Below are 22568 nucleotides of genomic sequence, written 5' to 3' on the forward strand. Positions count from 1 at the left end.
CATGGGTCGTGCCTGGCTGCTGCTGGCGTGCGTGCTTCCCTGGTTGAGCGCGTGCGCGTCATCGCCGGTGGTAGAAGTGTCTCGCGCGCGCGACGCGTCGCAGGCGGGCCTGGTCGACACGGCCAGCGTCGTGCCCGGACTGGCGCAGGACATCCGCTACGCCGGCACGAACAACTTCGTCGGCACGCCCGTCACCGGTTACGACGCACCGAAGTGCCTGTTGCTTGCGCCGGTCGCGCAGGCACTGGCACGCGTGCAACAGGACGTCCAGAGCGAAGGCCTGTCGCTGAAGGTGTTCGACTGCTATCGCCCGGTACGCGCGGTGCAGCACTTCGTCCGCTGGGCGCGCGATCCGTCCGACCAGCGCACCAAGGCGGGTTATTACCCGAATCTCGAGAAGGACAGCCTGCTGGATGGCTACATCGCGGAGACATCCGGCCACAGCCGTGGCGCGACGCTCGACCTGACGCTGGTGCGATGCGACGGTGACGCGTGCGTCGAACTCGACATGGGCACGCCGTTCGACTTCTTCGATCCGCGCGCCAACACCGCGCATCCGTCCATCACCGACGACCAGCGCCGCAACCGCGAGCGGCTGGTGCAAGCCATGGCCCGCCATGGCTTCCAGAACTATGCGATGGAATGGTGGCACTTCACCTTCCGTCCCGAACCCACCCCGCGAACCGCCTACGACGTCCCGATCCAATGAGTGCTTCCCCCTCTTCCCCCTCGCCGAAGGCCGCCGATGTCGCGGTGATCGGCAGCGGCATCGTCGGCCTGTCGACGGCGCACCATCTGCTGGACCGCGGGCTGTCGTGCGTGCTGATCGATGCCAAGGGGCCGGCGGGCGAGACATCGTTCGGCAACGCCGGCTCCATCTCGGTCGGCAACGTGATGCCGCAGTCCACGCCGGGCATCGTCACCAAGGCGCTGCGCATGCTGGCCAATCCGCTGGCGCCGCTGAAGCTGGACTGGGGCGTCAGCCCGTCGTACGCGCGCTGGCTGCTGCAGTTCCTCAACCAGGGCCGGTTGCAGCACGTGTTGCCCATCATCGATGCGCTGGGCGCCATCAACACGGCATCGCGCAGCGCGTGGCTGGAGCTCGGAGAACGGATCCATGCCAGCGAGTTGATCGCGCACACCGGCTATCTGCACGTGTACAGCGAGGAGGCGACGTTCGCGAAGGGTGAATGGGAACGCGGCCTGATGCGTGAACGTGGCGTCGCGTTCGACGTGCTGGATGCCGCCCAGTTGCGCGACCTGGAACCGGGCATCGGGTCGGGATTCCGGCGCGCGGTGTTCCAGCGCGAGTCATTGGCGATGCGTGACCCGGGGGCGTTCTGCCGGCGGCTGTTCGATGACCTGGTCGCGCGTGGTGCGACGTCGCTGATCGCCCGCGTGTCGGGCGTGGCGCGCCAGGGCGGGGGCTATCGGATCGATACCGACCGGGGGCCGGTGCATGCCGGCCGGGTGGTGGTCGCTGCCGGCGCGTGGAGCAATGTGTTGCTGCGCCCATTCGGGCTGAAGATTCCCGTGATTCCCGCGCGCGGGTACCACCTGATGTATCCGCAGGCGCAAACGGTAGTGCGCCGTCCCACCTTGTGGGCGGAGCGCTACATGGTGGTGTCGCCGATGCAGGAAGGCATCCGGATGACCAGCATCAAGGAGCTGACCGCGCTGGGTCGCGATCCGCACTACGCGCTGATCCGCCGGCTCGACCCCGAGGCGCGCACGCTGTTTCCCGGTATCGCGGGCGAACCGGTGTCCGAGTGGGCCGGCAATCGCCCCTGCACGCCCGATTCGTTGCCGATCATCGACCGCGTGCCGGGGGAAGACGTCTTCGTCGCCACCGGCCACGGCCACCTCGGCCTGACCCAAGGACCGGTCACGGGCAAGCTGCTGGATCAGATGATGGCCGGCGAGGCGACGGAGATACCGCTGGCGCCCTATGCGCTGGCGCGGTTCGGGTAGCCGATCCACTTGTAGGAGCGACGTCAGTCGCGATCGCACACATCGGTGTTTAGTGCATCTTGATCGAGACGAGCGATCCCGGCGAAATGGGAGCCGTATTCGCTTTGATGGGCGTGCGAACCCGGACGTGGCGTCCTGGTTTCCGCGTTCGCGACTTACGTCGCTCCCATGAAGGCGAGTTGCACGTCACGCCCCCCCGACGAATCCCGCCTGTCGCCACGCCTCGAACACCACCACGGCCACGGTGTTGGACAGGTTGAGGCTGCGATTGTCCGGTCGCATCGGCAGGCGGATGCGCTGGTCCCCCGGCACGCCTTCCAGGACGTCCTGCGGCAGGCCGCGGGTTTCCGGCCCGAACAGGAAGGCATCGCCAGGCCCATAGGCCGGCTGGTCGTGGCGGACGGTGCCGCGGGTGCTCAGGGCGAACAGGCGTGCAGGACGGATACGCTGCAGGGCGGCGTCGAGCGACGCGTGTACCTGCAGCGTGGCGTATTCGTGGTAGTCCAGGCCGGCGCGCTTGAGCTGCTTGTCTTCCAATGCGAACCCGAGCGGTTCGATCAGGTGCAGCCGCGCGCCGGTGTTCGCGCAGAGGCGGATGGCATTGCCGGTATTCGGGGGAATTTCCGGCTGGTACAGCAGGACGTCGATGTCCAGGGTATCGGTCATGGCGCGCATTCTACGCGGCGCTGCATGGCCTCATTGGCGGTGGAGCTCCGGCCGCCGCCGGCTTGCGTGATGACGCAGGTGGAACGTGTATCGCCTGCGTATCAGCGCGAAGCCAGCTGGCTGGCCAGTGCACCGGCCTGCACCGCGATCTGCTGCATGTCCTCGGCCGACGGACGCACGGTGACCACCGGCATGTCGACCACGCGCACGGCCTGCTGGGCGACGAACTGGGCCAGGTCTTCGGCAGCCGGCGTCACGGTGATGGTGGCGAGGTCGACGATCTTGGTGTCCTTGTAGGTGTTGTAGTGGGCCAGGTCGGCGGCATCCGGGGCGACCGTCACGGTCGGCAGGTCCACGATGCGGGCGATGTCGGTGGCGGCGGTCTGGCGGTTGTCGGCGTGGCTGGCGGAAACGACCATGGCACCGGCGCACAGGGCGAACACGGCGGCGGCGGTCAGGGGGAGGAGGTTCTTGGCGTTCATTGTCATGCCTCTGTAGTGATGTTGTTGGGTGGTGTGGTAGTAAGGTAGTACACCTAGACAGAGCGATCAAGCAAAACTTTTCGTTTTGTGAGCTTCGTTCAGGCTTCAGTCAGGTTGAGCAGGTGCTGCGCGAGTTTGTTGTAGGTATCGCAGAAACCATGCCAAACGTAAGTCATTGATCCATAAGGTGTTCCGGATGCTTCCTGCACGTCCGCTGTCCGGAAGACTGTCCGTCCAGTGTCCGTCCTGCGTAAGCCAAGACGGGCGGCGTTGTTCGTTGTGACTGCGAACACGCCGCTTCGCCCCAGGCCCGGTCACTCCGGTACGTAAGGGTTTGGATGCCGTTCAACTAGGATTCGTTGCGTCGCCTGCGAACTGGCGGAGTCAACGTTCAGTTTCACCAGGGGAGGGGGTCGCCCTGCCAATCAAGGAAGCGTCCGCTTTGCTCGGCGGTGAGATGGTCGATCACCTGCAGCAGGCCGCTGGCGGATTCCGCCGCTGACAGCAGCGCGCTGTCGCCGCCCATGTCGGTGCGCACCCAGCCGGGGTGCAGAGCCACGACCTTGATGCCGCGTGGGGCCAAGGCCTGCGATAGCAGGGACGTCACCATGTTCTGCGCCGCCTTGCCGATCGCATAGCTGGGTGTACGGAATTCCTGGCGCAAGGCGATCGAGCCGATCTCGGACGAGATGTTCGCCACCACGGCACCGTCGGCCAGCTGGGGTGCAAGCGCCTGCGTCAACAGGAAAGGTCCGGCCGCATGCGTGTGGAAGCTCGCGTCCAGGTCGGTGGCGGCGACCTGCCCGAAACGTTCGCCGCCGCGCAGCACGCCGGCGTTGTTGATCAGCAGGTGCAGCGGATCGTCGTCGGTCACCAGGGGCAACTCGCGCAACAGCGCGTCGCGGCTGCGGGCATCGGCGACATCCAGCGGCAGCACGTGCAGGCGGCCGGGATGCTCGCCCGCCAGACGGTTGAGCGCCGTCGCCTTGCCGGGGTGGCGACAGGTCGCCACCACGTGCCGCTGCCGGGCCAGCAGCTGGATCACCAGTTCCAGCCCCAGGCCCCGGTTGGCGCCGGTGATCAGGCAGTGCTTGCGGTCCATGGCGCCTCCTCGAGGGGATTCCCCTGCCGTTGGTCATGGCTTGTGGCCTAGTGTAATGACGACGGCCGGCGGCTAGCATCGCGGATTCTGCAGGCCCATACCGTATCAACAGGAGTGTCCATGTCCCTCTACCGTCGGCCCCGCGCCGCCTTGCTCGCCGTCGCCCTGTCCGCCGCCCTCGGGGGCCTGGCCTACGCGCCCGCGCCTTCCTATGCGAAGCCGGCCGCCGGCGCGGACATTGTGATCCCCTACGAGGAGTTCACGCTGCCCAACGGCCTGCGGGTGATCGTGCACACCGACCGCAAGGCGCCGATCGTGGCGGTGAACATCTGGTACCACGTGGGTAGCAAGAACGAGACGCCCGGCCGCACCGGCTTCGCCCACCTGTTCGAGCATCTGATGTTCCAGGGCAGCGAGAACCACGTCGGCGAGTTCTTCACCCCGTTCGAGCTGGTCGGCGCCACTGACCAGAACGGCACCACCAACCAGGACCGCACCAACTACTTCCAGAACGTGCCGACCACCGCGCTCGACATGGCGCTGTGGATGGAATCCGATCGCATGGGCCACCTGCTGGGCGCGATCGACCAGAAGGCGCTCGACGAGCAGCGTGGCGTGGTGCAGAACGAGAAGCGCCAGGGTGAGAACCAGCCCTACGGCCGTCGCATCAGCGCGCGCATGTTCGAAGCGCTCTATCCGGCCGGACATCCCTACAGCTGGCAGACCATCGGCTCGATGGCCGACCTGGACGCCGCCACGCTGGACGACGTGAAGACCTGGTTCCGCAGCTGGTACGGCCCGAACAACGCCGTGCTGGTGCTGGCCGGCGACATCGACGTCGCCACCGCCAAGGAAAAGGTCACGCGTTACTTCGGCGACATCCCGGCCAGCGCCACGCTGGCGGACATGAAGACCAACATTCCCACCCACGCCAAGGACACCCGCGAAACCATTCCCGACCGCGTGCCGCAGGTCCGCGTCTATCGCGCCTGGCCGGTCGCTGAAATGGGCACGAGGGACGCCGTGCTGCTCGACCTGTTCGCGCAGGTGCTGGGCGGCAGCGCGGCTTCGCGCTTCGACACGCGCCTGGTGCACGGCGAGAAGATCGCCGACCAGGCGAGCGCCTACCAGTGGAGCAGCGAGATCAGCGGCACCTTCTTCCTGATGTCCACCGTGAAGGAAGGCGTGGACCCGGCCAAGGTCGAGGCGGCGCTGGACGAGGAACTGAAGCGGCTGATCACCCAGGGTCCGACGGCCGAGGAACTCGAGCGCGCCCGCGTCTCCGGCGTGGCCAGCTTCGTGCGCGGCATCGAGCGCATCGGCGGTTTCGGCGGCAAGTCCGACGTGCTGGCGTCGTGCGCCGTCTACCAGAGCAAGCCCGATTGCTACAAGGAAGACCTCGCCATCTACGCGAGCGCCACGCCGGCCGAGGTGCAGGCCGCGGCGAAGAAGTGGCTGAGCGGCGGTTCGCACACCATTCTCGTGCAGCCCAGCGAGACGCCGGCATCGGCCCTTCCGGAAACCGTGTTCGCGGCGCCCGCCACCACGCCGGCCGCCGCGCCCAAGGTCGACCCGAAGTTCAAGACGGTGAAGACCGACGTCGATCGCAGCACCGGTGTGCCGAAGACCACCACCTTCCCCGACCTGAAGTTCCCGGCCGTGCAGCGCGCCACGCTGTCCAACGGCATGCAGGTCACGCTGGCCGAGCGTCATGAGACGCCGGTGGTGCAGATCAATGTCGAATTCCCCGGGGGTTACGCCGCCGACGTCGGCAAGAAGCTCGGTACCGCCAGCTTCGCGATGCAGATGATGGACGAAGGCGCCGGCCAGTACGGCGCCCTTGCATTCGCCGCCCGCAAGGAAGCGCTGGGTGCCGAACTGACCACGGGCGCCGGCCTGGATTCGGCCTCGGTCGGCCTGTCCGCACTGACCGACAAGCTGGCGCCGTCGCTGGACCTGCTGGCCGACGTGCTGCGCCGCCCGACCTTCGACCCGGCGGAAATCGAGCGCGTGCGCGCGACCTGGATCGCCGGCATCAAACAGGAGAAGGCACGCCCGCAGACCGCCGCGCTGCGCACGCTGCCGCCGCTGCTGTACGGCGCCGGGCATCCCTATGCCATTCCGTTCACCGGTTCGGGCACGGAGGCTTCCATCGCCTCGCTGAGCCGCGATGACCTGGCGGCGTTCCACCGCGATTGGCTGCAGCCGTCGCAGGCACGCATCACCATCGTCGGCGACACCACGCTGGCCGAGATCGTGCCGCTGCTGGAAGCGCGCTTGGGCGACTGGAAGGCCGCCCCCAATGCGCCGAAGCTCGCCGCCGTACCGACGGTCGCCAACGCGGCCAAGGCACGCGTGTTCCTGATCGACCAGCCCGGCGCCATCCAGTCCAACGTCTATGCCGCACAACTGGTGCCGCCGACCGGTGATGCGGGCACCATCGATTTCGACTTCGCCAACGGCGTGCTGGGCGGCCAGTTCAGCTCGCGCCTCAACATGAACCTGCGCGAAGACAAGCACTGGGCCTACGGCTCCTACAGTGGTGCGCGCAACACCCTCGGTCAGCGTCCGTGGTGGGCGAGCGCGGCGGTGCAGAGCGACCGCACCGCCGATTCGATGAAGGAACTGCAGAAGGAGATCAGCCAGTTCGCCACCGGCCAGGCGCCGGCCAAGCCGGAAGAGATCGCCAAGATCCGCGCCGCCAACACCCTGGAGCTTCCGGGCGCGTATGAGACCGCCTCGGCGGTGCTGGCCCAGATCGCCTCCAACCAGCGGTATGGGCGTCCGGACGACTACATCGTGCAGTACAAGGCCCGCAACGAAGCCATCGGGGCCGCCGATGTCGCGAAGGCGGCGGCCACGCTGTCGCCGTCGTCGCTGACCTGGGTGGTCGTGGGCGACCTGTCCAAGGTGGGCGAGTCGGTCCGCGCGCTGCAGTTGGGCGATGCCGTCGAGCTGGACGCCGACGGCAACGTCAAGAAGAAGTAAGCCCCCCGGTCTGCGCCGCCCCGGTCGCCGAGGGGCGGCGCACGACCCGGATCGATTCATCCGGCATCGGCCAGAATGACCGGACCCTCGCCCAAGGTGACCCTCATGCGTGTTGTCCTGCTTGCCGCCGCCTCCACCGTGCTGCTCTCTGCCTGCACCTGGGTGCATCTGGCCCCGAACGCGAAGAACGTCCGCGTGCTGCCCGCCGGCGCCGCGCCGGCAGGCTGCGAGAAGCGCAGCGAGATCACCGTGAAAGTGCCGGGCAACGTGGCCTTTTACGAGCGCAATGCCCTGCGCGTGCGCGACGAACTGGAGACCCTCGCCCGCAACGAAGCGCCCGGCGTGCAGGCCGACACGCTGCAGCCGCTGGGCGATCCGTCGAATGGCGAGCAGCGGTTCGCGGCCTATCGCTGCGGCCGATGAAGTGTGAACTGAGTCACAATTGAGGGCCGGCAGCGCCTGCTCCTCCGGGTCGTAAAGATGCGGTGAAGGCCCGAAGCCGTTACCCTTGTCGGCCCCCTCGCCTGAGCCTTGGCGCTAACCTCGATGCTCTTCAAGAATGTCTCCATCGCGGGACTGGCGCACATCGATGCGCCGCACACGCTGACGTCCGCCGAAATCAACGCCCGGCTGCAGCCCACGCTCGACCGCCTGGGCATCAAGACCGACGTGCTGAACGACGTGGCCGGCGTGCATGCGCGCCGCCTGTGGGACGACGACACCCAGGCGTCCGACGCCGCCACGATGGCGGCGAAGAAGGCGTTGGCCGACGCCGGCATCGGCGCCGACAAGGTCGGCCTGGTGGTCAACACCTCCGTGAGCCGCGATTACCTGGAACCGTCCACGGCCAGCATCGTCTGCGGCAACCTCGGCGTGGGCGACCACTGCCAGACCTTCGACGTCGCCAATGCCTGCCTGGCCTTCATCAATGGCATGGACATCGCCGCGCGCATGCTGGAGCGCGACGAGATCGACTACGCCCTGGTCGTCGACGGCGAAACCGCCAACCTGGTCTACGAGAAGACCATCGAGCGCCTCAACGCCCCCGACGTGACCGAGCAGCAGTTCCGCGACGAACTGGCTGCGCTGACGCTGGGCTGCGGTGCCGTGGCGATGGTGCTGACGCGCCGCGCGCTGGCCCCGGAAGCCCCGCGCTACAAGGGCGGCGTGACCCGCTCGGCGACCGAGTGGAACAAGCTCTGCCGCGGCAACCTGGACCGCATGGTCACGGATACCCGCATGCTGCTGATCGAGGGCATGAAGCTGGCCACCAAGACCTTCGCCGCCGCCAAGGTCGCGCTGGGCTGGGCCGTGGACGAACTGGACCAGTTCGTCATCCATCAGGTCAGCCGCCCGCACACGCAGGCGTTCGTGAAGTCCTTCGGCATCGACCCGAAGAAGGTCATGACCATCTTCACCGAGCACGGCAACATCGGCCCGGCCAGCGTGCCGATCGTGCTGAGCAAGCTGAAGGAACTGGGCAAGCTGAAGAAGGGCGACCGCATCGCACTGCTCGGCATCGGCTCGGGCCTGAACTGCACGATGGCCGAGGTGGAGTGGTAATCCCACCCGGCATTCGCATTCCAGGGGCCGGTTCGCCGGCCCTTTTCTTTGACGGCGGCCACGCGCGATGAACCTTCCCGGCTATCCCTCCCATCCGAAGCGCTTCGAGGTCCGCCCGGGCCTGTCGATGAATTACCTCGACGAAGGCCCGCGCGACGGCGAGGTGGTGGTGATGCTGCACGGCAATCCGTCGTGGAGCTATTACTGGCGCACGCTGGTGGCGGGGCTGTCGGACAAGTACCGCTGCATCGTGCCCGACCACATCGGCATGGGCCTTTCGGACAAGCCCGACGACAGCCGCTACGACTACACCCTGCAGTCGCGCGTGGACGACGTCGCCGCGCTGCTCCGCCACCTCGGCATCACCGGCCCGGTGACGCTGGCCGTGCACGACTGGGGCGGCATGATCGGTTTCGGCTGGGCGCTCTCGCACGCCGCGCAGGTGAAGCGCCTGGTGGTCACCAACACCGCCGCGTTCCCGATGCCCGCCGCGAAGGCGATGCCCTGGCAGATCGGGCTCGGCCGCGACTGGAAGATCGGCGAGTGGATCATCCGCGGCTTCAACGCGTTCTCCGCCGGCGCGTCATGGATCGGCGTCGAACGCCGCATGCCCGCCGACGTGCGCCGCGCCTACGTGTCGCCGTACGACACCTGGGCCAACCGGATCTCCACGATCCGCTTCATGCAGGACATCCCGCTCGGTCCGAAGGACAAGGCGTGGCCGCTGTTGGAAGCCGCCGGCAAGGCGCTGCCCTCGTTCGCCGACCGGCCCGCGTTCCTGGGCTGGGGCTTGAAGGACTTCGTGTTCGACAAGCATTTCCTCGACGGTTTCCGCGCCGCGTTGCCGAACGCGGAAGTGCACGCGTACGAAGACGCAGGCCACTACGTGCTGGAAGACAAGCACGAGATCCTGGTGCCGCTGATCCGCGACTTCCTGGATCGTCATCCATTAACCTGATTCCTTCTCCCTGCGACAGCAGGGAGAAGGTGCCGAAGGCGGATGAGGGGCGCTTTTGCCTCTGATTGCGGGCTGCCAAGCGCTCGCTGCGCTCGCGTCCCCTCTTCCGGCGCTGCGCGCCACCTTCTCCCGCAAGGGGAGAAGGGTCAGAACTCCGGCAGCGGGTTCTTCTCGGCGTCCACCACGCCCGTCCAGTCAGCTGCCTCGAGCAGCGGCAGGCCATGCGCCAGCCGCGCCTTGTCGCACTGCGCGCTGCGCTCGCCGAACTCCAGCGAGGCGGGCACCAATGCGCAGACCGACGGGCGCCGGTCGTGGATCGTGCAGCGGCTGTAGCGGCCGATGTCGGCGTCCAGCGCCACGCAGCGCGGCTCTTTCTGCGACGTGCCGCGCATCACCCGCTCGTGCACGCGCAGCGGCTCGGTCAGTTCGATCGGCACCACGCCGCCCTGGTCGGGGTCCGCCTCGCTCCAGTGGAAGCTCACGCGGAAGTGGGCGCAGCAGGCGCCGCAGGTCAGGCATGGGTGCATCGGCGTGGGCGGGCGTCAGGGCGCGGGCGGGACGCGCATTCTGCCAACGCCGCGGGCTGACGCAAGTACCGCCCAGCGGCGACAATGCCCGAATGACCGATCCGTGCAACATCGCCGCCAGCCTGCCCCGGCTGGCCCGCGAGCAGCCCGACCGCGTGGCCATGCGCTGCCCCGATGGCGCTGGCCGCTACACCCGCGAGCTCACCTACGCGCAGCTCGATGCCCGCAGCGACGCCATCGCCGCCGGCCTGGGTGCGTACGGCATCGGCCGCGGCAGCCGCACCGTGGTGATGGTGCGGCCCACGCCGGAGTTCTTCCTGCTGATGTTCGCGTTGTTCAAGGCCGGCGCCGTGCCGGTGCTGGTGGACCCCGGCATCGACCGCCGCGCGTTGAAGCAATGCCTGGACGAAGCCGAGCCCGAGGCCTTCATCGGCATTCCGCTGGCCCAGGTCGCGCGCCGCGTGCTGGGCTGGGCCAGGTCGGCGAAGAAGATCGTCACCGTCGGCACGCGCTGGGCCTGGGGCGGCACCACGCTGGCGAAGATCGAAGCGCGCGGCAGTGGCGCGGGTCCGCAGCTCGCCGACACGTCGCCCGACGATGTGGCCGGCATCCTGTTCACCAGCGGCTCGACCGGCGTGCCGAAGGGCGTGGTCTACCGCCACCGCCATTTCGTAGCCCAGATCGAACTGCTGCGCAACGCGTTCGGCATGCAGCCTGGCGGCGTGGACCTGCCGACCTTCCCGCCGTTCGCGCTGTTCGATCCCGCGCTGGGGCTGACCTCGGTGATCCCCGACATGGATCCCACCCGGCCCGCGAGTGCCGACCCGAACAAACTGCATGCGGCCATCGCGCGCTTCGGCGTCACCCAGCTGTTCGGCTCGCCGGCGTTGATGAAGGTGCTCGCCGACCACGGCGCACCGCTGCCCACCGTGCAGCGCGTGACGTCCGCCGGTGCGCCGGTGCCGCCCGATACCGTGGCGAAGATCCGCACGTTGCTCCCCGAGGGTGCGCAGTTTTGGACGCCGTACGGCGCGACCGAGTGCCTGCCCGTTGCCGTCATCGAAGGCCGCGAACTGGAATCCACGCGCGCGTCGACCGAAGCCGGTGCCGGCACCTGCGTCGGTCGCGCCGTGCCGCCGAACGAGGTCCGCATCATCCGCACCGTCGATGCGCCGATCGCCGACTGGCGCGACGTCGTCGTCGTGCCCGATGGCGAGGTCGGCGAAATCACCGTCGCCGGCCCCACCGCCACGGATACCTATTTCCGCCGCGACGCGGCCACGCGGATCGCCAAGATCCGCGAAGCGCTGCCCGACGGCAGCGAGCGCATCGTGCATCGCATGGGCGACGTGGGCTGGTTCGATGGCGAAGGCCGGCTGTGGTTCTGCGGGCGCAAGACGCAGCGCGTGGAGACCGCCGACGGTCCGCTCTACACCGAGCAGGTCGAGCCCGTGTTCAACACGCATCCACAGGTCCGCCGCACCGCGCTGGTCGGCGTGGGCGAGGCGGGCCGGCAGCGGCCGGTGCTGTGCTACGAGCTGATGCCCGGCGTGGTCGCCGATCACGTGCGCATCGAAGCCGAACTGCGCGAGATCGGCGCGCGCCTTCCGCATACCGCACGCATCGGCGTGTTCCTGCCGCACCCGGGCTTTCCCGTCGACATCCGCCACAACGCCAAGATCGGCCGCGAGACACTGGCCGTGTGGGCCGCCACGCAACAGGAGCAACACGCATGAAGATCCTCGTCACCGGCGGCGGTGGATTCCTCGGCCAGGCACTGTGCCGTGGCCTGGTCGAGCGCGGGCACGAGGTCATCAGCCTCAATCGCGGCTACTACCCGGTGCTGCGCGAACTCGGCGTGGGCCAGGTGCAGGGTGATCTCGCCGATGCGCACGCGGTGCGGCACGCTGCCGATGGCGTCGATGCGGTCTTCCACAACGCCGCCAAGGCCGGTGCGTGGGGGAGCTATCGCAGCTACCACGACGCCAACGTGGTCGGCACGCAGAACGTGCTCGATGCCTGCCGCGCGCACGGCATCGGCCGGCTGGTCTATACCTCCACGCCCAGCGTGACCCACCGCGCCACGCATCCGGTCGAAGGTGGCACGGCTGACGACGTGCAGTACGGCGAAGGCTTCAAGGCGCCGTACGCGACGACGAAGACGATCGCCGAGAAGGCCGTGCTCGCCGCCAACGATGCTGCGCTGGCGACGGTCGCGCTGCGCCCGCGCCTGATCTGGGGCCCGGGCGACCACCAGATCCTCCCGCGCCTGGTGTCGCGTGCGCGCGCCGGCCGCCTGCGTATTGTCGGCAGCGGCGAGAACCACGTCGACACCACCTACATCGACAACGCCGCGCAGGCGCACTTCGATGCCTTCGACCATCTCGCGCCGGGCGCCGCCTGCGCAGGGAAGGCGTACTTCATCTCCAACGGCGAGCCCTGGCCGATGCGCAAGCTGCTCGACGCGCTGCTGGAAACGGCCGGCGCGCCGCGCGTGGACAAGCACCTGTCGTTCAAGGCCGCGTATCGCGTGGGCGCGGTGTGCGAGACGCTATGGACGGTGCTGCCGTTGAAGGGCGAGCCGCCCATGACGCGCTTCCTCGCCGAGCAGCTGAGTACCGCGCACTGGTACGACATGGCGCCCGCGCGCCGCGACTTCGGCTACGTACCGCGCGTGTCGATGGAGGAAGGGTTCGCGCGCCTGCGGGCCTGGCTGCGCGACCATCCAGTCTGAGACCGCACCGCCCGCTCTCCTTCACGTCCGAATCACGACGCTGAAGCCCGTCCATATCGGCGCTCCGGACACTCACGCGGCGATGACTCCCGGCATACCAGCATGGCGCACGCCACTACCGGCTGTACCACTGGCCAGATGCCAAAGGGAGTTTCCATGCTGCGCTACGCCATCATCTTTTTCGTCATCGCGCTCATCGCCGCCGTGCTGGGTTTCAGCGGCATCGCCGGCGCCGCCACCAACATCGCGTGGGTGCTGTTCGTTGTCTTCGTGATCCTGGCGATCATCTCGCTGCTGCGCGGCAAGCGCGTCTGACGCATACCGTCTCTCTCCGCCGGGACGGCATGATGCCGTCGAGCCCGCCCCGAGCCTGCATGAAGCAGGCGGACGGGCGGGCGGGGCGTACAGGGTTTGCCGCTAGAATGACGGCATGGACCTGTCTCCGTTCGATGTTCTGAAACCCCTCGCCGGCCGGGCGCTGGAAACCGCGCTGAACCAGGCGCTGGCGCTGGATCCCGACATGTCCGCGGCGTTGCTTCCGCTGGAAGGTCGCCGTATCCAGCTGAGGGTCGATACCCCGCCGCTCGCGATGGACATCACCGTCGGTGGCGGTCTGCTGCAGGTGGGACCTGCCAGTGAAGTCCTCGAAGCCGACCTGGCCGTGCAGAGCACGCTGGGTGGCTTGCTGGGCCAATTGCCCTTCTTACGCCGCGACCACGCCACGCCCGTCGGCAAGGTCAAGGTATCCGGCGATGCCGACCTCGCGCGCCGGCTGCAGACGTTGGCTACCCGTTTCGACCCCGACTGGTCGTTGCCGTTCACCCGTGTGTTCGGCGATGTCATCGGCGTGCAGGTGGCGAACGCGGTCCGCGCCGGCCTGCAGCAGGTGCGCACGGCCTCCGCCAACCTGGCCGAGAGCGCCGCCGACTATCTCACCGAGGAATCGCGCGACGTCGTCGGCCGCGAGGAACTCAATGCCTTCCATGACGACGTCGATGCGATCCGCGACGATGTCGAGCGCCTGGCGGTACGCGTAGGCCGTCTGGCGGCGCGCGTGGAGCATCGCGCATGAAGTCCGTGCTGCGGGCCAGCCGCATCGGTCGGGTACTGCTGCGCTATCGCCTCGACGACCTGCTCGACGGTACCCCGGTCGAGCCCTGGCTCCGCCTGGCGCGCCCGTTCGTCCCGCGGGCATCGGCCGAAATCGCAGCGCAGGCACGCGGTGCGCGCCTGCGGCTGGCGCTGCAGGAACTCGGCCCGATCTTCGTCAAGTTCGGCCAGATCCTGTCCACCCGCCGCGACCTGATCCCGCCCGACATCGCCGAAGAGCTGACCCTGCTGCAGGACCGTGTCGCGCCCTTCGACGGCGATCGCGCACGCGCGCTGGTCGAAGAGGAACTGGGCCGGCCCATCCACGAGGCGTTCGAACACTTCGACACGACGCCGCTGGCGTCCGCCTCGATCGCGCAGGTACATGCGGCCACGCTGCCCGGCGGGCGCGAGGTGGTGGTGAAGGTGCTGCGGCCCGACATCCGCAAGCAGATCGCCGGCGACATCGCGTTGCTGGAAAGCGTCGCCGCCATCGTCGAGCGCGCCCATCCGAATGCCGACAAGATCCGCCCGCGCGAGATCGTCGCCGAGATCGAGAACACGCTGGCGGCCGAACTCGACCTGCAGCGCGAGGCCGGCAATGCCAGCCTGTTGCGGCGCACCTGGTCCGAGTCGCCGGACCTCTACGTGCCCGAGGTGATCTGGTCGCACACCGCCGAGCGCGCCATGACCATGGAACGCGTGCGCGGCATTCCGTCCGACGACATCGTCGCGCTGGATGCCGCCGGCATCGATCGCCGCGCGCTGGCGGCCAAGGGCGTGCGCGTCTTCTACCAGCAGGTGTTCCGCGACAATTTCTTCCATGCCGATGCGCATGCCGGCAACATCTGGGTGGACCCGGAACGCAGGACCGATCCGCGCTTCATCGCGCTGGATTTCGGGATCATGGGCCAGCTCTCGCGCGACGACCAGTACTGGCTCGCAGAGAACTTCATGGCCATCTTCAACCGCGACTACCGCCGCATCGCCGAGCTGCACGTGCAGGCCGGCTGGATGCCGTCGCACATCCGCATCGACGAACTGGAAGCCGCCGCACGCGCCGTCTGCGAACCGTATTTCACCCGCCCGCTCAGCGAGATCTCGCTTGCCGAGGTGCTGGCCAAGCTGTTCCGCACCGCGCAGCGCTACGAGCTGACGCTGCAGCCGCAGTTGATCCTGCTGCAGAAGACGCTGCTCAACATCGAGGGCGTGGGCCGCCAGCTGGACCCGCAGATCGACATCTGGGCCGTGGCCAAGCCGGTGCTCGAGCGCATCCTCCTGGAACGCTACAGCCCGCAGCGCGCCGCGCAGGAATTCCGCAAGCGGCTGCCTGAAATCATGACGCACGCACCGGACATGCCGCGCCTGGTGCACGCCTGGCTGAGCCAGCAGGTGGACGGCCGCCATGAACTGTCGCTGCGCTCGAAGGACCTCACCGACCTCGCGCAGACCATGAAGGGCATGCAGCGCCGCGTGGTCGCCGCCATCCTCGGCGTCGGCCTGCTGATCGTGGCGGCCGTGCTCTATGGCCTGGAAGCAGGCGGCCCCAGCATCCTGTCGGTGCCCGCCTCCGCATGGATCGCCGGCATCGGCGGGCTGTGGGCGCTGCTGGCGGCGTGGCCCAGGCGATGAAGCGAGGAACGAAGAAAGAGACGTGAGGAGTGAGCGCACGCTTCGACGCCCTTACTTGCTCCTCACTCGTCGCCCAACCACCAGCCACCAGCCCAGCCACACCTGCACGGGCAGTGTCAGCAGACAGGCGAGAGTGAACCAGCGTGGGAAGTCATCCCACGCCAACCCCGTCGCGTAGACATCCAGCGCCAGGTACAACGCGAACAGCGCCCACGCATGCGCGGTCTTCGCTACCACCGCGACGCCGACCATCAGCGCGCTGCCCGCCACGCCGGCCAGGCACACCCACAGCAGGTCGTACGCCAGCCGCGCATCGCCCCCGCGAGGCAGGCCCAACAGCGCGGCGAGTTCGCCGCCGGCCACGTTCACCAGCGGAATGGCGAGGAAGGCGAGCACCAGCGCGGCGACGCTGCGCAACACGACGATCACGCGGTTCTGCATGCTGACGCGTTCGAGGGGGACAGGCCCCATTGAAGCATGGCGGCTGCCGCGTTGACGCGGGCGCAACGATTCCTTCGCGTGGCGTGCGCGCGGCGCGCGATAGGGTGATGCTTCATTCGCACGGGAGTCCTCCCCATGAGCCACCTGACCGGCAAACGCATCGCCATCCTCGCTACCGACGGCTTCGAGCAGTCCGAGCTGACCGAACCGATGCGGGCCCTGAAGGAACACCAGGCCCAGGTCGACATCGTCTCGCTGGAAAGCGGGCGCATCCAGGGTTTCAAGCACTTCGACAAGGGCGACCAGGTGCCGGTCGATCACGTCCTGTCCGAGGTGAGTGCGAAGGATTACGACGCCCTGGTCATTCCAGGGGGTCTGTTCAATCCCGATGCCCTGCGCGTGAACGACCAGGCGCTGGCATTCACCCGTGACTTCTTCGAGGCGGGCAAGCCGGTGGGCGCGATCTGCCACGGTCCCTGGGTGCTCGCCAACGCGGACGTGCTGAAGGGTCGCACCGTCACGTCGGTGCCGAACATCCGCAAGGACCTGGAGAATGCGGGCGCGAACTGGAAGGACGATGAGGTCATTGTCGACAAGGGCCTGGTCACCAGCCGTACGCCGAAGGACCTGCCTGCGTTCTGCGCCAAGCTGGTGGAGGAGATCGCCGAAGGCCAGCACAGCGGACAGCGACGATCGGCCTGATCCGGCGGGACGCCTCGCCGGTCAGTGCGGCGAGGCGGGTTTACTGGTCGGCGCGGGACCCGGTTTGCAGTACGGCAACGGCAGCGGGCCGTAGACCTTGGTCGTGCCGGCGAAGCCGCCCTGTTGCACGATGTAGACGGCATTCGTCTGAACGTCGACATGCAGGAAGTGCTGGTATCCATCCGCCACCGGCCCGGTGTCGGACAGCATGACCCCAGCGGCGTGCCGGCGACCCTGCGGCAGCGCTGTCATGACCGGCCAGCGCTGCTGTATGCCATAAGGGCCCACAAAGGGCTTCAAACGCGCGAGAGCGCAGGCCGCAGCCGCTTGCTCGCTCATGACCGGTGGTGGTGGCGCAGGCACCGAAGCCGCTCCGGTCGCATGCATCAGCACCAAGGCAATGAACGTTGCGGAAGGGATGGCCTTCTTCATTTCGTCGATGCCTCGCGGCGACTCACCAATGAGATGCTGCCCGCCTCGATCAGCCAGTTGCCCTCGGACGTGGCTACATAAAGCGGTGTTCGTGCCCACAGGCTCCAGAACACGTGCACTTCCGTGGGCGTGGGATCCAGCAAGTGCGTGATCGCCAGGGCGACGGTCTCTCTGGCTTTGTCCTCGGGCGGGCTCTCCAGTGCGATGCAGGTCCGCGTGAAGGGCCGCTGCTTGATGATGTTCTCTCCCGACGCATCGATATCAAGGCGATAGCTGCCGCCGATCGGGACCACGCCGGGTTGTGTCGTCCCGGGCAGCAGATAGACATTCCAGCCGCTCGCGTCGTTGGCAGCTGGAAGCACGACTGTGTTGTACGTCCGCGAGCAGGGCTCGAACGTCGCCGTAGACGCCGTCGTGCGCGCATGCGCGGCGCGCAGTTCGTACTCCGTCAATGCAGCGGGCTCGGCGAGCGCAAAGGCGTCTCCCACGACGCGGCCGTCAGCCGATACCGTAGCCCGGTATCTTGCGCGAGGCACCGGCTCGCTGCTGACGAAGGTCACCACGATGCCTTCCTCGCGCTGTTCGGTGATCCAGCCTCCCAATCGTCCCCGCTTTCCGTCTTCCCGGAACGACTCGATTCCGGTTACGGCATCGGAAGCGACCGCTGCCGCTTGGTCATGCAGGTAGATCGCCCGCCCGGTGGCTTCCGCATCGAGCAGCGCCTTGGTGACCTGTGCGTCGCCGACAGGCGCAGGCGATTCCTCCTGTGCGTGTGCGAACGGCGCGGCGACGAAAGCAGACAGCAACCAGGCGGAACGGACGGCAATGCACTTCATTCCCTGCATGATCGAACTTCCCAGTTCCCCGATGGAGCGCGACGTTACCGCAGTTCTTATACTGGAGCGAGTCGAGCCGGAGGATCACCATGCCACTGCTGCGTTCACTACTGATCGGGATGATCCTGGCCACCGTCGCCATGCCGGCCATCGCGGACGAGACACCGCTCCGCATCATGAGCTTCAACATCCGCCTGCCCGTCGAAAGCGATGGCGTGGATTACTGGGGGACGCGCAAGCCGCTCGCCGTGCGCATGTTGCGCGAGCAGCAGCCCGACGTGATCGGCCTGCAGGAGCTGGTGAAGCTGCAAGCCGAACACCTGGCGAGCGAGTTGCCGCAGTACGCTTGGTTCGGCCGTGGCCGCAACGCCGATGGCGGCGGCGAGCACATGGGCGTGTTCTACCGGAAGGACCGGCTGAAGGTCGTCGAATCCGGTGACTTCTGGCTATCCGACACGCCCGACGTGCCGGGCAGCATCACGTGGAACCATCTCTATCCGCGCATGGTGACGTGGGCGCTGTTCGAGCAGCGCAGCGACGGCAAGCGCTTCTACTTCTTCAACACCCACCTGCCGTACCGCGAGCAGGACGAAGCAGCGCGGGTGAAGGGCGCGAGCGCCATCGCGCAGCGCATCGCCACACTGCCCGCGAACGTGCCGGTGGTGCTGACCGGCGATTTCAACACCACGCCGGACAGCGAGGCGCATGCGGTGCTCGCCCGCACGTTGCAGGATGCATGGACGACAGCGCCGCGCGTCGAGGGCAGCGACGCCACGTTCCATGGATTCACCGGCGCCGCGGATCGTCGGATCGACTGGATCTTCGTGAAAGGCGTGACGCCGAAGTCCGCCACGTCGGTGACGACGCGCTGGCACCAGCGCTATCCGTCCGATCACTTTCCGGTGGTGGTGACGCTGCGACTGCCGTAGCCGCTCGGGCAAAAGATCGCCCTCGGCGCCCCGACGATGGGGCCCGGAATGCCAGACGCGGGGCGCAAGGTGCCATCGATGGCGTCGCGAGCATCATCGATGGGATTCGGAAGGCGATGGGATGGCCTTCGGAAAGCGATCGATCGGTTTCCGAAACCCATCGATGGGTCTGGATGTGCCATCGATGGCTTTCAATGTGAGAGAGATGGGTCTCAGAAACCGATCAATGGCATGCCAAGGCATCGTCGATCGCTTTCGGAAGCCCATCGTCGGGATTCCGAGTGCCATCGATGAGGCCCGGAGCCTTGCGCGCAGAGCTCAATGTGAGACGAATGGGGCTCGCAATGGGTTCCCTTCTCCCCGCGCGGCGGGGAGAAGGTGCCCGGAGGGCGGATGAGGGGCGGGCGCGATGGGCGGGCACGCGGGATGGGTCGTCGCGGCCGCCTCTGGCGACAGTGCGGGCGCGGTGTACGTCGCCTCTCCGTTCGCCCCTCACCCGCCTTCGGCACCCTCTCCCCGCGCGCGGGGAGAGGAGAACATCTGCAGGGGAGAGGGGAACATCTGCGGGAAAGGATCTTCTGCGAGCGTGAAAACGAAAACGGCCCCTTGCGGGGCCGTTCCGCGTCACTTGATGCGGTTTACTTCGTGGGCGTCGCCGCGGGTGTTGCCGCCGCCTTGCGGGCGAAATCGCCCGCCAGGAATACGCTCAGCGCCTCTGGCTTGAAGTGCTTGCGGATGGCGGCATTGACCTGGTCCACCGTCAACGCCGCGTACTTCGCGTCCAGATCGGCGGTGAACTGCATCGTGCGGCCATAGAACAGCTGGTCGGTCAGCATGCCGGCGACAGTCCCGTCTTCGGCGCGCGCCTGCTGGCGCTCGGTCAGCGTGCCGGCCACGGCGTCCTTCAGTTCCTCGGCGGTGATGCCGTCCTTGACCAGCCTGGCCAGCTCTTCGCGCACCAGCGCTTCCACCTTCGCCATGTTCTCCGGCGCGGCGATGGCCTGGATGCTCAGGCTGCCGGCGTCGTCCTTGCCGCTCGGGCTGTCGTCGGCGCGCACGCCGCTGGAAACGCCGTAGCTCAGGCCTTCCTGCTGGCGGATGCGGTCGCCCAGGCGAGACTTCAGCGCGCCGCCACCGAAGATGCGGTTGGCGACCACCAGTGCCGGGTAGTCGGCATCGGTCACCTTCAGCGGCAGGTTGTGGCGGGCCAGCAGCACCGCGTTGGGCTTGTCCGGCGTTTCGAAGCGCGCCTGCTTCGCCGCCACGTCGGTGTACTGCGTGGCGATCGGGGCGTAGGGCTTGCCCGAGGTCCAGCCCGCGAACAGCTGCTCCAGCTGCGCGCGCACGGCAGCCGGGTCGAAGTCGCCGACGATGGCGATCTCACCGTTGGACGTACCGTAGAAATCGCGATGGAACGCGCGGACGTCGTCGAGCTTCAGCGCCTTCAGCTCGGTCAGCGATTCGTCCAGCGTGCGCGCATGCAGCGGATGGCCGGCCGGCCATGGGTCGAAGTATTCCCCCAGTGCGCGACCGACGATGGCGCCGGGCTCGAAGCGCGAGGCTTCCATGCCGGTGAGGGCCTGCGTACGCAGCTGTTCGAACTCGCTCTCCGGGAAGGCCGGGTTGCGCAACACGTCGGCGACCAATGCCAGGGCATCGGCCAGGTGCTCCCGCCGCGTCTGCAGGCCGATGCTCGCGCCCTGCAGGCTGCCGCCCACGCTGCCCTGCGTCTTCAGCTGTTCCAGGCGCTGGTCGATCTGCTCGCGCGTCATCGTCTTGCTGCCGCGCATCAGCATGGCGCCGGCGATACCGGCGGCGCTTTCGCGACCCTTCAGCGCAGCCTCGTCGGCGAAGCGGAAGTTCGCATCGACGATGACGGTGCCGCCGCGGGTCTTCTTCGGCAGCAGCGACACCTTCAGGCCGCTGCCGAGGGTGAAGGTCTGCGTGCGCGCATCGATGTTCTTCGGCGAGGGATCGAACACTTCGCCGGCACTTACCGCGGCGCGTCCGGTGTAGCCGTCCACCAGGGTGGCTACCGCCGGTGCAGCCGGGATCTCCACGCGATCCGGCGTGGGCGTGGGAACGAAGCGGCCCAGCGTGCGGTTGCTGGATTTCAGGTAGGCAGCGGCGACGCGGTCGACGTCGGCCACGGTGACCTTTTCCACCGCATCGCGGCTGGTGAACAGCAGGCGCCAGTCGCCGGCGGACTGGAACTCGGACAGGCCCATGCCCACGGCATTGACGTCGGTGAAGTACAGCTCGTACGCGTTGGCGATGCGCTGTTTGGCTTCATCGACTTCCTGCTGGGTGATCGGGCGTGCCGCGAGTTGTTCGACCTGCTTCAGCAGTTCGGCTTCCGCCTTGGCCGCATCGCCGTCGTTGGGTAACACGGCGATGGCGGTCAGCAGGCCCGGGTCGCGCATGGACTCGCCATTGGCACCGGCGGCCGCGGCCAGCTTGGCTTCGACCAGGGTCTTGTGCAGGCGTCCGCCCGGCGTGTGGCCCAGCACGTTGGCCAGCACGGTCAGCGGAGCGCTGTCCGGATGCGCGAGCGCGGGCGTGTGGTAGGACGCGGCGACTAGTTTAAGGTTGCCGACGCGGCGCACGGTGACTTCGCGCTCGCCGTCCTGCGCGGGTTCGACGGTGTAGAAGCGCGGCAGCACGCGCGCGGGCTTCTTCACCGGGCCGAAATGGCGCGCCACGCGGGCAAGCACGTCGGCGCTGTCGATGCGGCCGGCGACCACCAGGGTGGCGTTGTCCGGCTGGTACCACTGGCGATAGAACGCCTGCAGTTTGTCGATCGGCACGCCTTCCACGTCGCTGCGCGCGCCGATGGTGGTGTTGCCGTAGTTGTGCCACAGGAACGCGGTGGAGCGGATGCGCTGGAACAGCACGCCGCCGGGATTGTTCTCGCCGGCCTCCAGCTCGTTGCGGACCACGGTCATCTCGCTGTCGAGGTCCTTCTTGGCGACATTCGAGTGGACCATGCGGTCCGCTTCCATCTTCAGCACCCACTCCAGGGTGTCGGTGTTGGCCGGGAAGGAGGCGAAGTAGTTGGTGCGGTCCAGGCCGGTGGTGGCATTGAAGTCGATGCCGCGCTTCTTCATTTCGCCGCTGATGTCCGACTGCGTGGGCGTGCCCTTGAACAGCAGGTGCTCCAGCAGATGCGCCATGCCGGTCTCGCCGTAGTTCTCGTGCACCGAACCTACGCCGTAGACCAGGTTCACGGTCACGGTGGGCTTGGTGGCATCGGGGAACAGCAGCACGCGCAGTCCGTTGGACAGGGTGTACTCGCTGATGCCCTCGATGCTGGGACCGGCGACGACGCCTTTCGGTACCGACGTCTGCGCGTGAAGTGCGGTGGGCGTACCCAGGGCCAGCGTGATGGCCAGTCCGAGTGCGACAATGAAGCGGGGTGACGACATCCTCAATCCTCCTTCGGGGCCGCGTGCGTCCATCGCGTGCGGCGAACGCGGAGTTTCGCAGATTTGGCAGGCACTGATATTCATGGATTAC

General features: G+C 67.7%; 21 protein-coding genes. 13 read left to right on the top strand and 8 right to left on the bottom strand.

From position 1 onward, the window contains the following. Position 1: 1 nt before the first annotated feature. Together ACSQ19_RS07855 and ACSQ19_RS07860 are read left to right on the top strand one after the other, a co-directional pair. On the top strand, positions 2–709 hold the full coding sequence (locus ACSQ19_RS07855; protein WP_435996010.1) for a M15 family metallopeptidase: 708 nt from the start codon (positions 2–4) through the stop codon (positions 707–709). Further along, positions 706–1971, top strand: a complete 1266-nt coding sequence (locus tag ACSQ19_RS07860; RefSeq protein WP_435996012.1) for an NAD(P)/FAD-dependent oxidoreductase — start codon at positions 706–708, stop codon at positions 1969–1971. Before ACSQ19_RS07855 ends, ACSQ19_RS07860 begins: the two co-directional genes overlap by 4 nt. A gap of 186 nt (positions 1972–2157) precedes the next feature. Here the strand turns inward: ACSQ19_RS07860 and trmL are convergent, their stop codons facing one another. From trmL to ACSQ19_RS07875, 3 genes are all read right to left on the bottom strand, one after another. Next, positions 2158–2637: a tRNA (uridine(34)/cytosine(34)/5-carboxymethylaminomethyluridine(34)-2'-O)-methyltransferase TrmL gene (gene trmL / locus ACSQ19_RS07865; protein ID WP_296281288.1), complete on the bottom strand. Its 480-nt coding sequence runs from the start codon at positions 2635–2637 to the stop codon at positions 2158–2160. A gap of 101 nt (positions 2638–2738) precedes the next feature. Continuing rightward, positions 2739–3119 carry a hypothetical protein gene (locus tag ACSQ19_RS07870; RefSeq protein WP_436040774.1) on the bottom strand — a complete coding sequence of 127 codons (381 nt, stop codon included), beginning with the start codon at positions 3117–3119 and terminating at the stop codon, positions 2739–2741. Positions 3120–3516: 397 nt separating this feature from the next. Then, the gene (locus ACSQ19_RS07875; RefSeq protein WP_435996017.1) at positions 3517–4221 is read right to left on the bottom strand and encodes an SDR family oxidoreductase; all 705 of its coding nucleotides are present in this window, start codon (positions 4219–4221) and stop codon (positions 3517–3519) included. Between the two features lie 120 nt (positions 4222–4341). On the opposite strand from ACSQ19_RS07875, the gene ACSQ19_RS07880 reads away from it, so the two are divergent. The 4 genes from ACSQ19_RS07880 to ACSQ19_RS07895 all read left to right on the top strand — a co-directional run bounded on the left by ACSQ19_RS07880 (position 4342) and on the right by ACSQ19_RS07895 (position 9730). Then, the gene (locus ACSQ19_RS07880; protein WP_435996019.1) at positions 4342–7209 is read left to right on the top strand and encodes a M16 family metallopeptidase; all 2868 of its coding nucleotides are present in this window, start codon (positions 4342–4344) and stop codon (positions 7207–7209) included. A gap of 105 nt (positions 7210–7314) precedes the next feature. After that, a complete protein-coding gene (locus ACSQ19_RS07885) occupies positions 7315–7632 on the top strand; it encodes a DUF4156 domain-containing protein (protein ID WP_299345025.1) in 318 nt (105 codons plus the stop codon). A 123-nt stretch (positions 7633–7755) separates the two neighbouring features. Continuing rightward, positions 7756–8772: a 3-oxoacyl-ACP synthase III gene (locus ACSQ19_RS07890; protein WP_296281297.1), complete on the top strand. Its 1017-nt coding sequence runs from the start codon at positions 7756–7758 to the stop codon at positions 8770–8772. A gap of 67 nt (positions 8773–8839) precedes the next feature. Then, positions 8840–9730: an alpha/beta fold hydrolase gene (locus tag ACSQ19_RS07895; RefSeq protein WP_435996022.1), complete on the top strand. Its 891-nt coding sequence runs from the start codon at positions 8840–8842 to the stop codon at positions 9728–9730. 146 nt (positions 9731–9876) lie between these two features. On the opposite strand, the gene ACSQ19_RS07900 is transcribed toward ACSQ19_RS07895, so the two are convergent. Then, on the bottom strand, positions 9877–10257 hold the full coding sequence (locus tag ACSQ19_RS07900) for a YkgJ family cysteine cluster protein (RefSeq protein ID WP_435996024.1): 381 nt from the start codon (positions 10255–10257) through the stop codon (positions 9877–9879). A 92-nt stretch (positions 10258–10349) separates the two neighbouring features. Here ACSQ19_RS07900 and oleC point away from each other — a divergent pair, with 92 nt between their 5' ends. From oleC to ubiB, 5 genes are all read left to right on the top strand, one after another. Then, complete coding sequence (gene oleC / locus ACSQ19_RS07905) at positions 10350–11993, top strand: olefin beta-lactone synthetase (RefSeq protein ID WP_435996026.1); 1644 nt, start codon at positions 10350–10352, stop codon at positions 11991–11993. Further along, the gene (oleD, locus tag ACSQ19_RS07910) at positions 11990–12991 is read left to right on the top strand and encodes a 2-alkyl-3-oxoalkanoate reductase (RefSeq protein ID WP_435996028.1); all 1002 of its coding nucleotides are present in this window, start codon (positions 11990–11992) and stop codon (positions 12989–12991) included. The genes oleC and oleD overlap by 4 nt, the downstream gene beginning before the upstream one ends. A gap of 156 nt (positions 12992–13147) precedes the next feature. Further along, entirely contained in the window at positions 13148–13306 is a 159-nt protein-coding gene (locus tag ACSQ19_RS07915; protein ID WP_082563134.1) for a DUF1328 domain-containing protein, read from the top strand. Positions 13307–13421: 115 nt separating this feature from the next. Beyond that, complete coding sequence (locus ACSQ19_RS07920) at positions 13422–14063, top strand: ubiquinone biosynthesis accessory factor UbiJ (protein ID WP_435996031.1); 642 nt, start codon at positions 13422–13424, stop codon at positions 14061–14063. Next, on the top strand, positions 14060–15712 hold the full coding sequence (ubiB, locus tag ACSQ19_RS07925) for a ubiquinone biosynthesis regulatory protein kinase UbiB (RefSeq protein ID WP_299345042.1): 1653 nt from the start codon (positions 14060–14062) through the stop codon (positions 15710–15712). Before ACSQ19_RS07920 ends, ubiB begins: the two co-directional genes overlap by 4 nt. A gap of 51 nt (positions 15713–15763) precedes the next feature. Here ubiB and ACSQ19_RS07930 read toward each other — a convergent pair whose 3' ends face one another. Further along, positions 15764–16183: a hypothetical protein gene (locus ACSQ19_RS07930; RefSeq protein ID WP_435996033.1), complete on the bottom strand. Its 420-nt coding sequence runs from the start codon at positions 16181–16183 to the stop codon at positions 15764–15766. Positions 16184–16288: 105 nt separating this feature from the next. Between ACSQ19_RS07930 and ACSQ19_RS07935 the strand changes: the two genes are divergently transcribed. Beyond that, positions 16289–16855, top strand: coding sequence for a type 1 glutamine amidotransferase domain-containing protein (locus tag ACSQ19_RS07935; protein WP_296281314.1), 567 nt, complete (start codon positions 16289–16291; stop codon positions 16853–16855). 21 nt (positions 16856–16876) lie between these two features. Here the strand turns inward: ACSQ19_RS07935 and ACSQ19_RS07940 are convergent, their stop codons facing one another. Both ACSQ19_RS07940 and ACSQ19_RS07945 read right to left on the bottom strand, forming a co-directional pair. Beyond that, positions 16877–17287, bottom strand: coding sequence for a hypothetical protein (locus ACSQ19_RS07940; protein ID WP_435996036.1), 411 nt, complete (start codon positions 17285–17287; stop codon positions 16877–16879). Then, the gene (locus ACSQ19_RS07945) at positions 17284–18123 is read right to left on the bottom strand and encodes a hypothetical protein (protein WP_435996038.1); all 840 of its coding nucleotides are present in this window, start codon (positions 18121–18123) and stop codon (positions 17284–17286) included. The genes ACSQ19_RS07940 and ACSQ19_RS07945 overlap by 4 nt, the downstream gene beginning before the upstream one ends. Before the next feature lie 89 nt (positions 18124–18212). Here ACSQ19_RS07945 and ACSQ19_RS07950 point away from each other — a divergent pair, with 89 nt between their 5' ends. Next, positions 18213–19052, top strand: coding sequence for an endonuclease/exonuclease/phosphatase family protein (locus tag ACSQ19_RS07950; protein WP_435996040.1), 840 nt, complete (start codon positions 18213–18215; stop codon positions 19050–19052). A gap of 638 nt (positions 19053–19690) precedes the next feature. On the opposite strand, the gene ACSQ19_RS07955 is transcribed toward ACSQ19_RS07950, so the two are convergent. Then, positions 19691–22477: a M16 family metallopeptidase gene (locus tag ACSQ19_RS07955; protein ID WP_435996042.1), complete on the bottom strand. Its 2787-nt coding sequence runs from the start codon at positions 22475–22477 to the stop codon at positions 19691–19693. Positions 22478–22568: the final 91 nt, after the last annotated feature.

It is taken from the genome of Pseudoxanthomonas sp. LjRoot127 (assembly GCF_964253495.1).
Lineage (GTDB): Bacteria > Pseudomonadota > Gammaproteobacteria > Xanthomonadales > Xanthomonadaceae > Pseudoxanthomonas_A.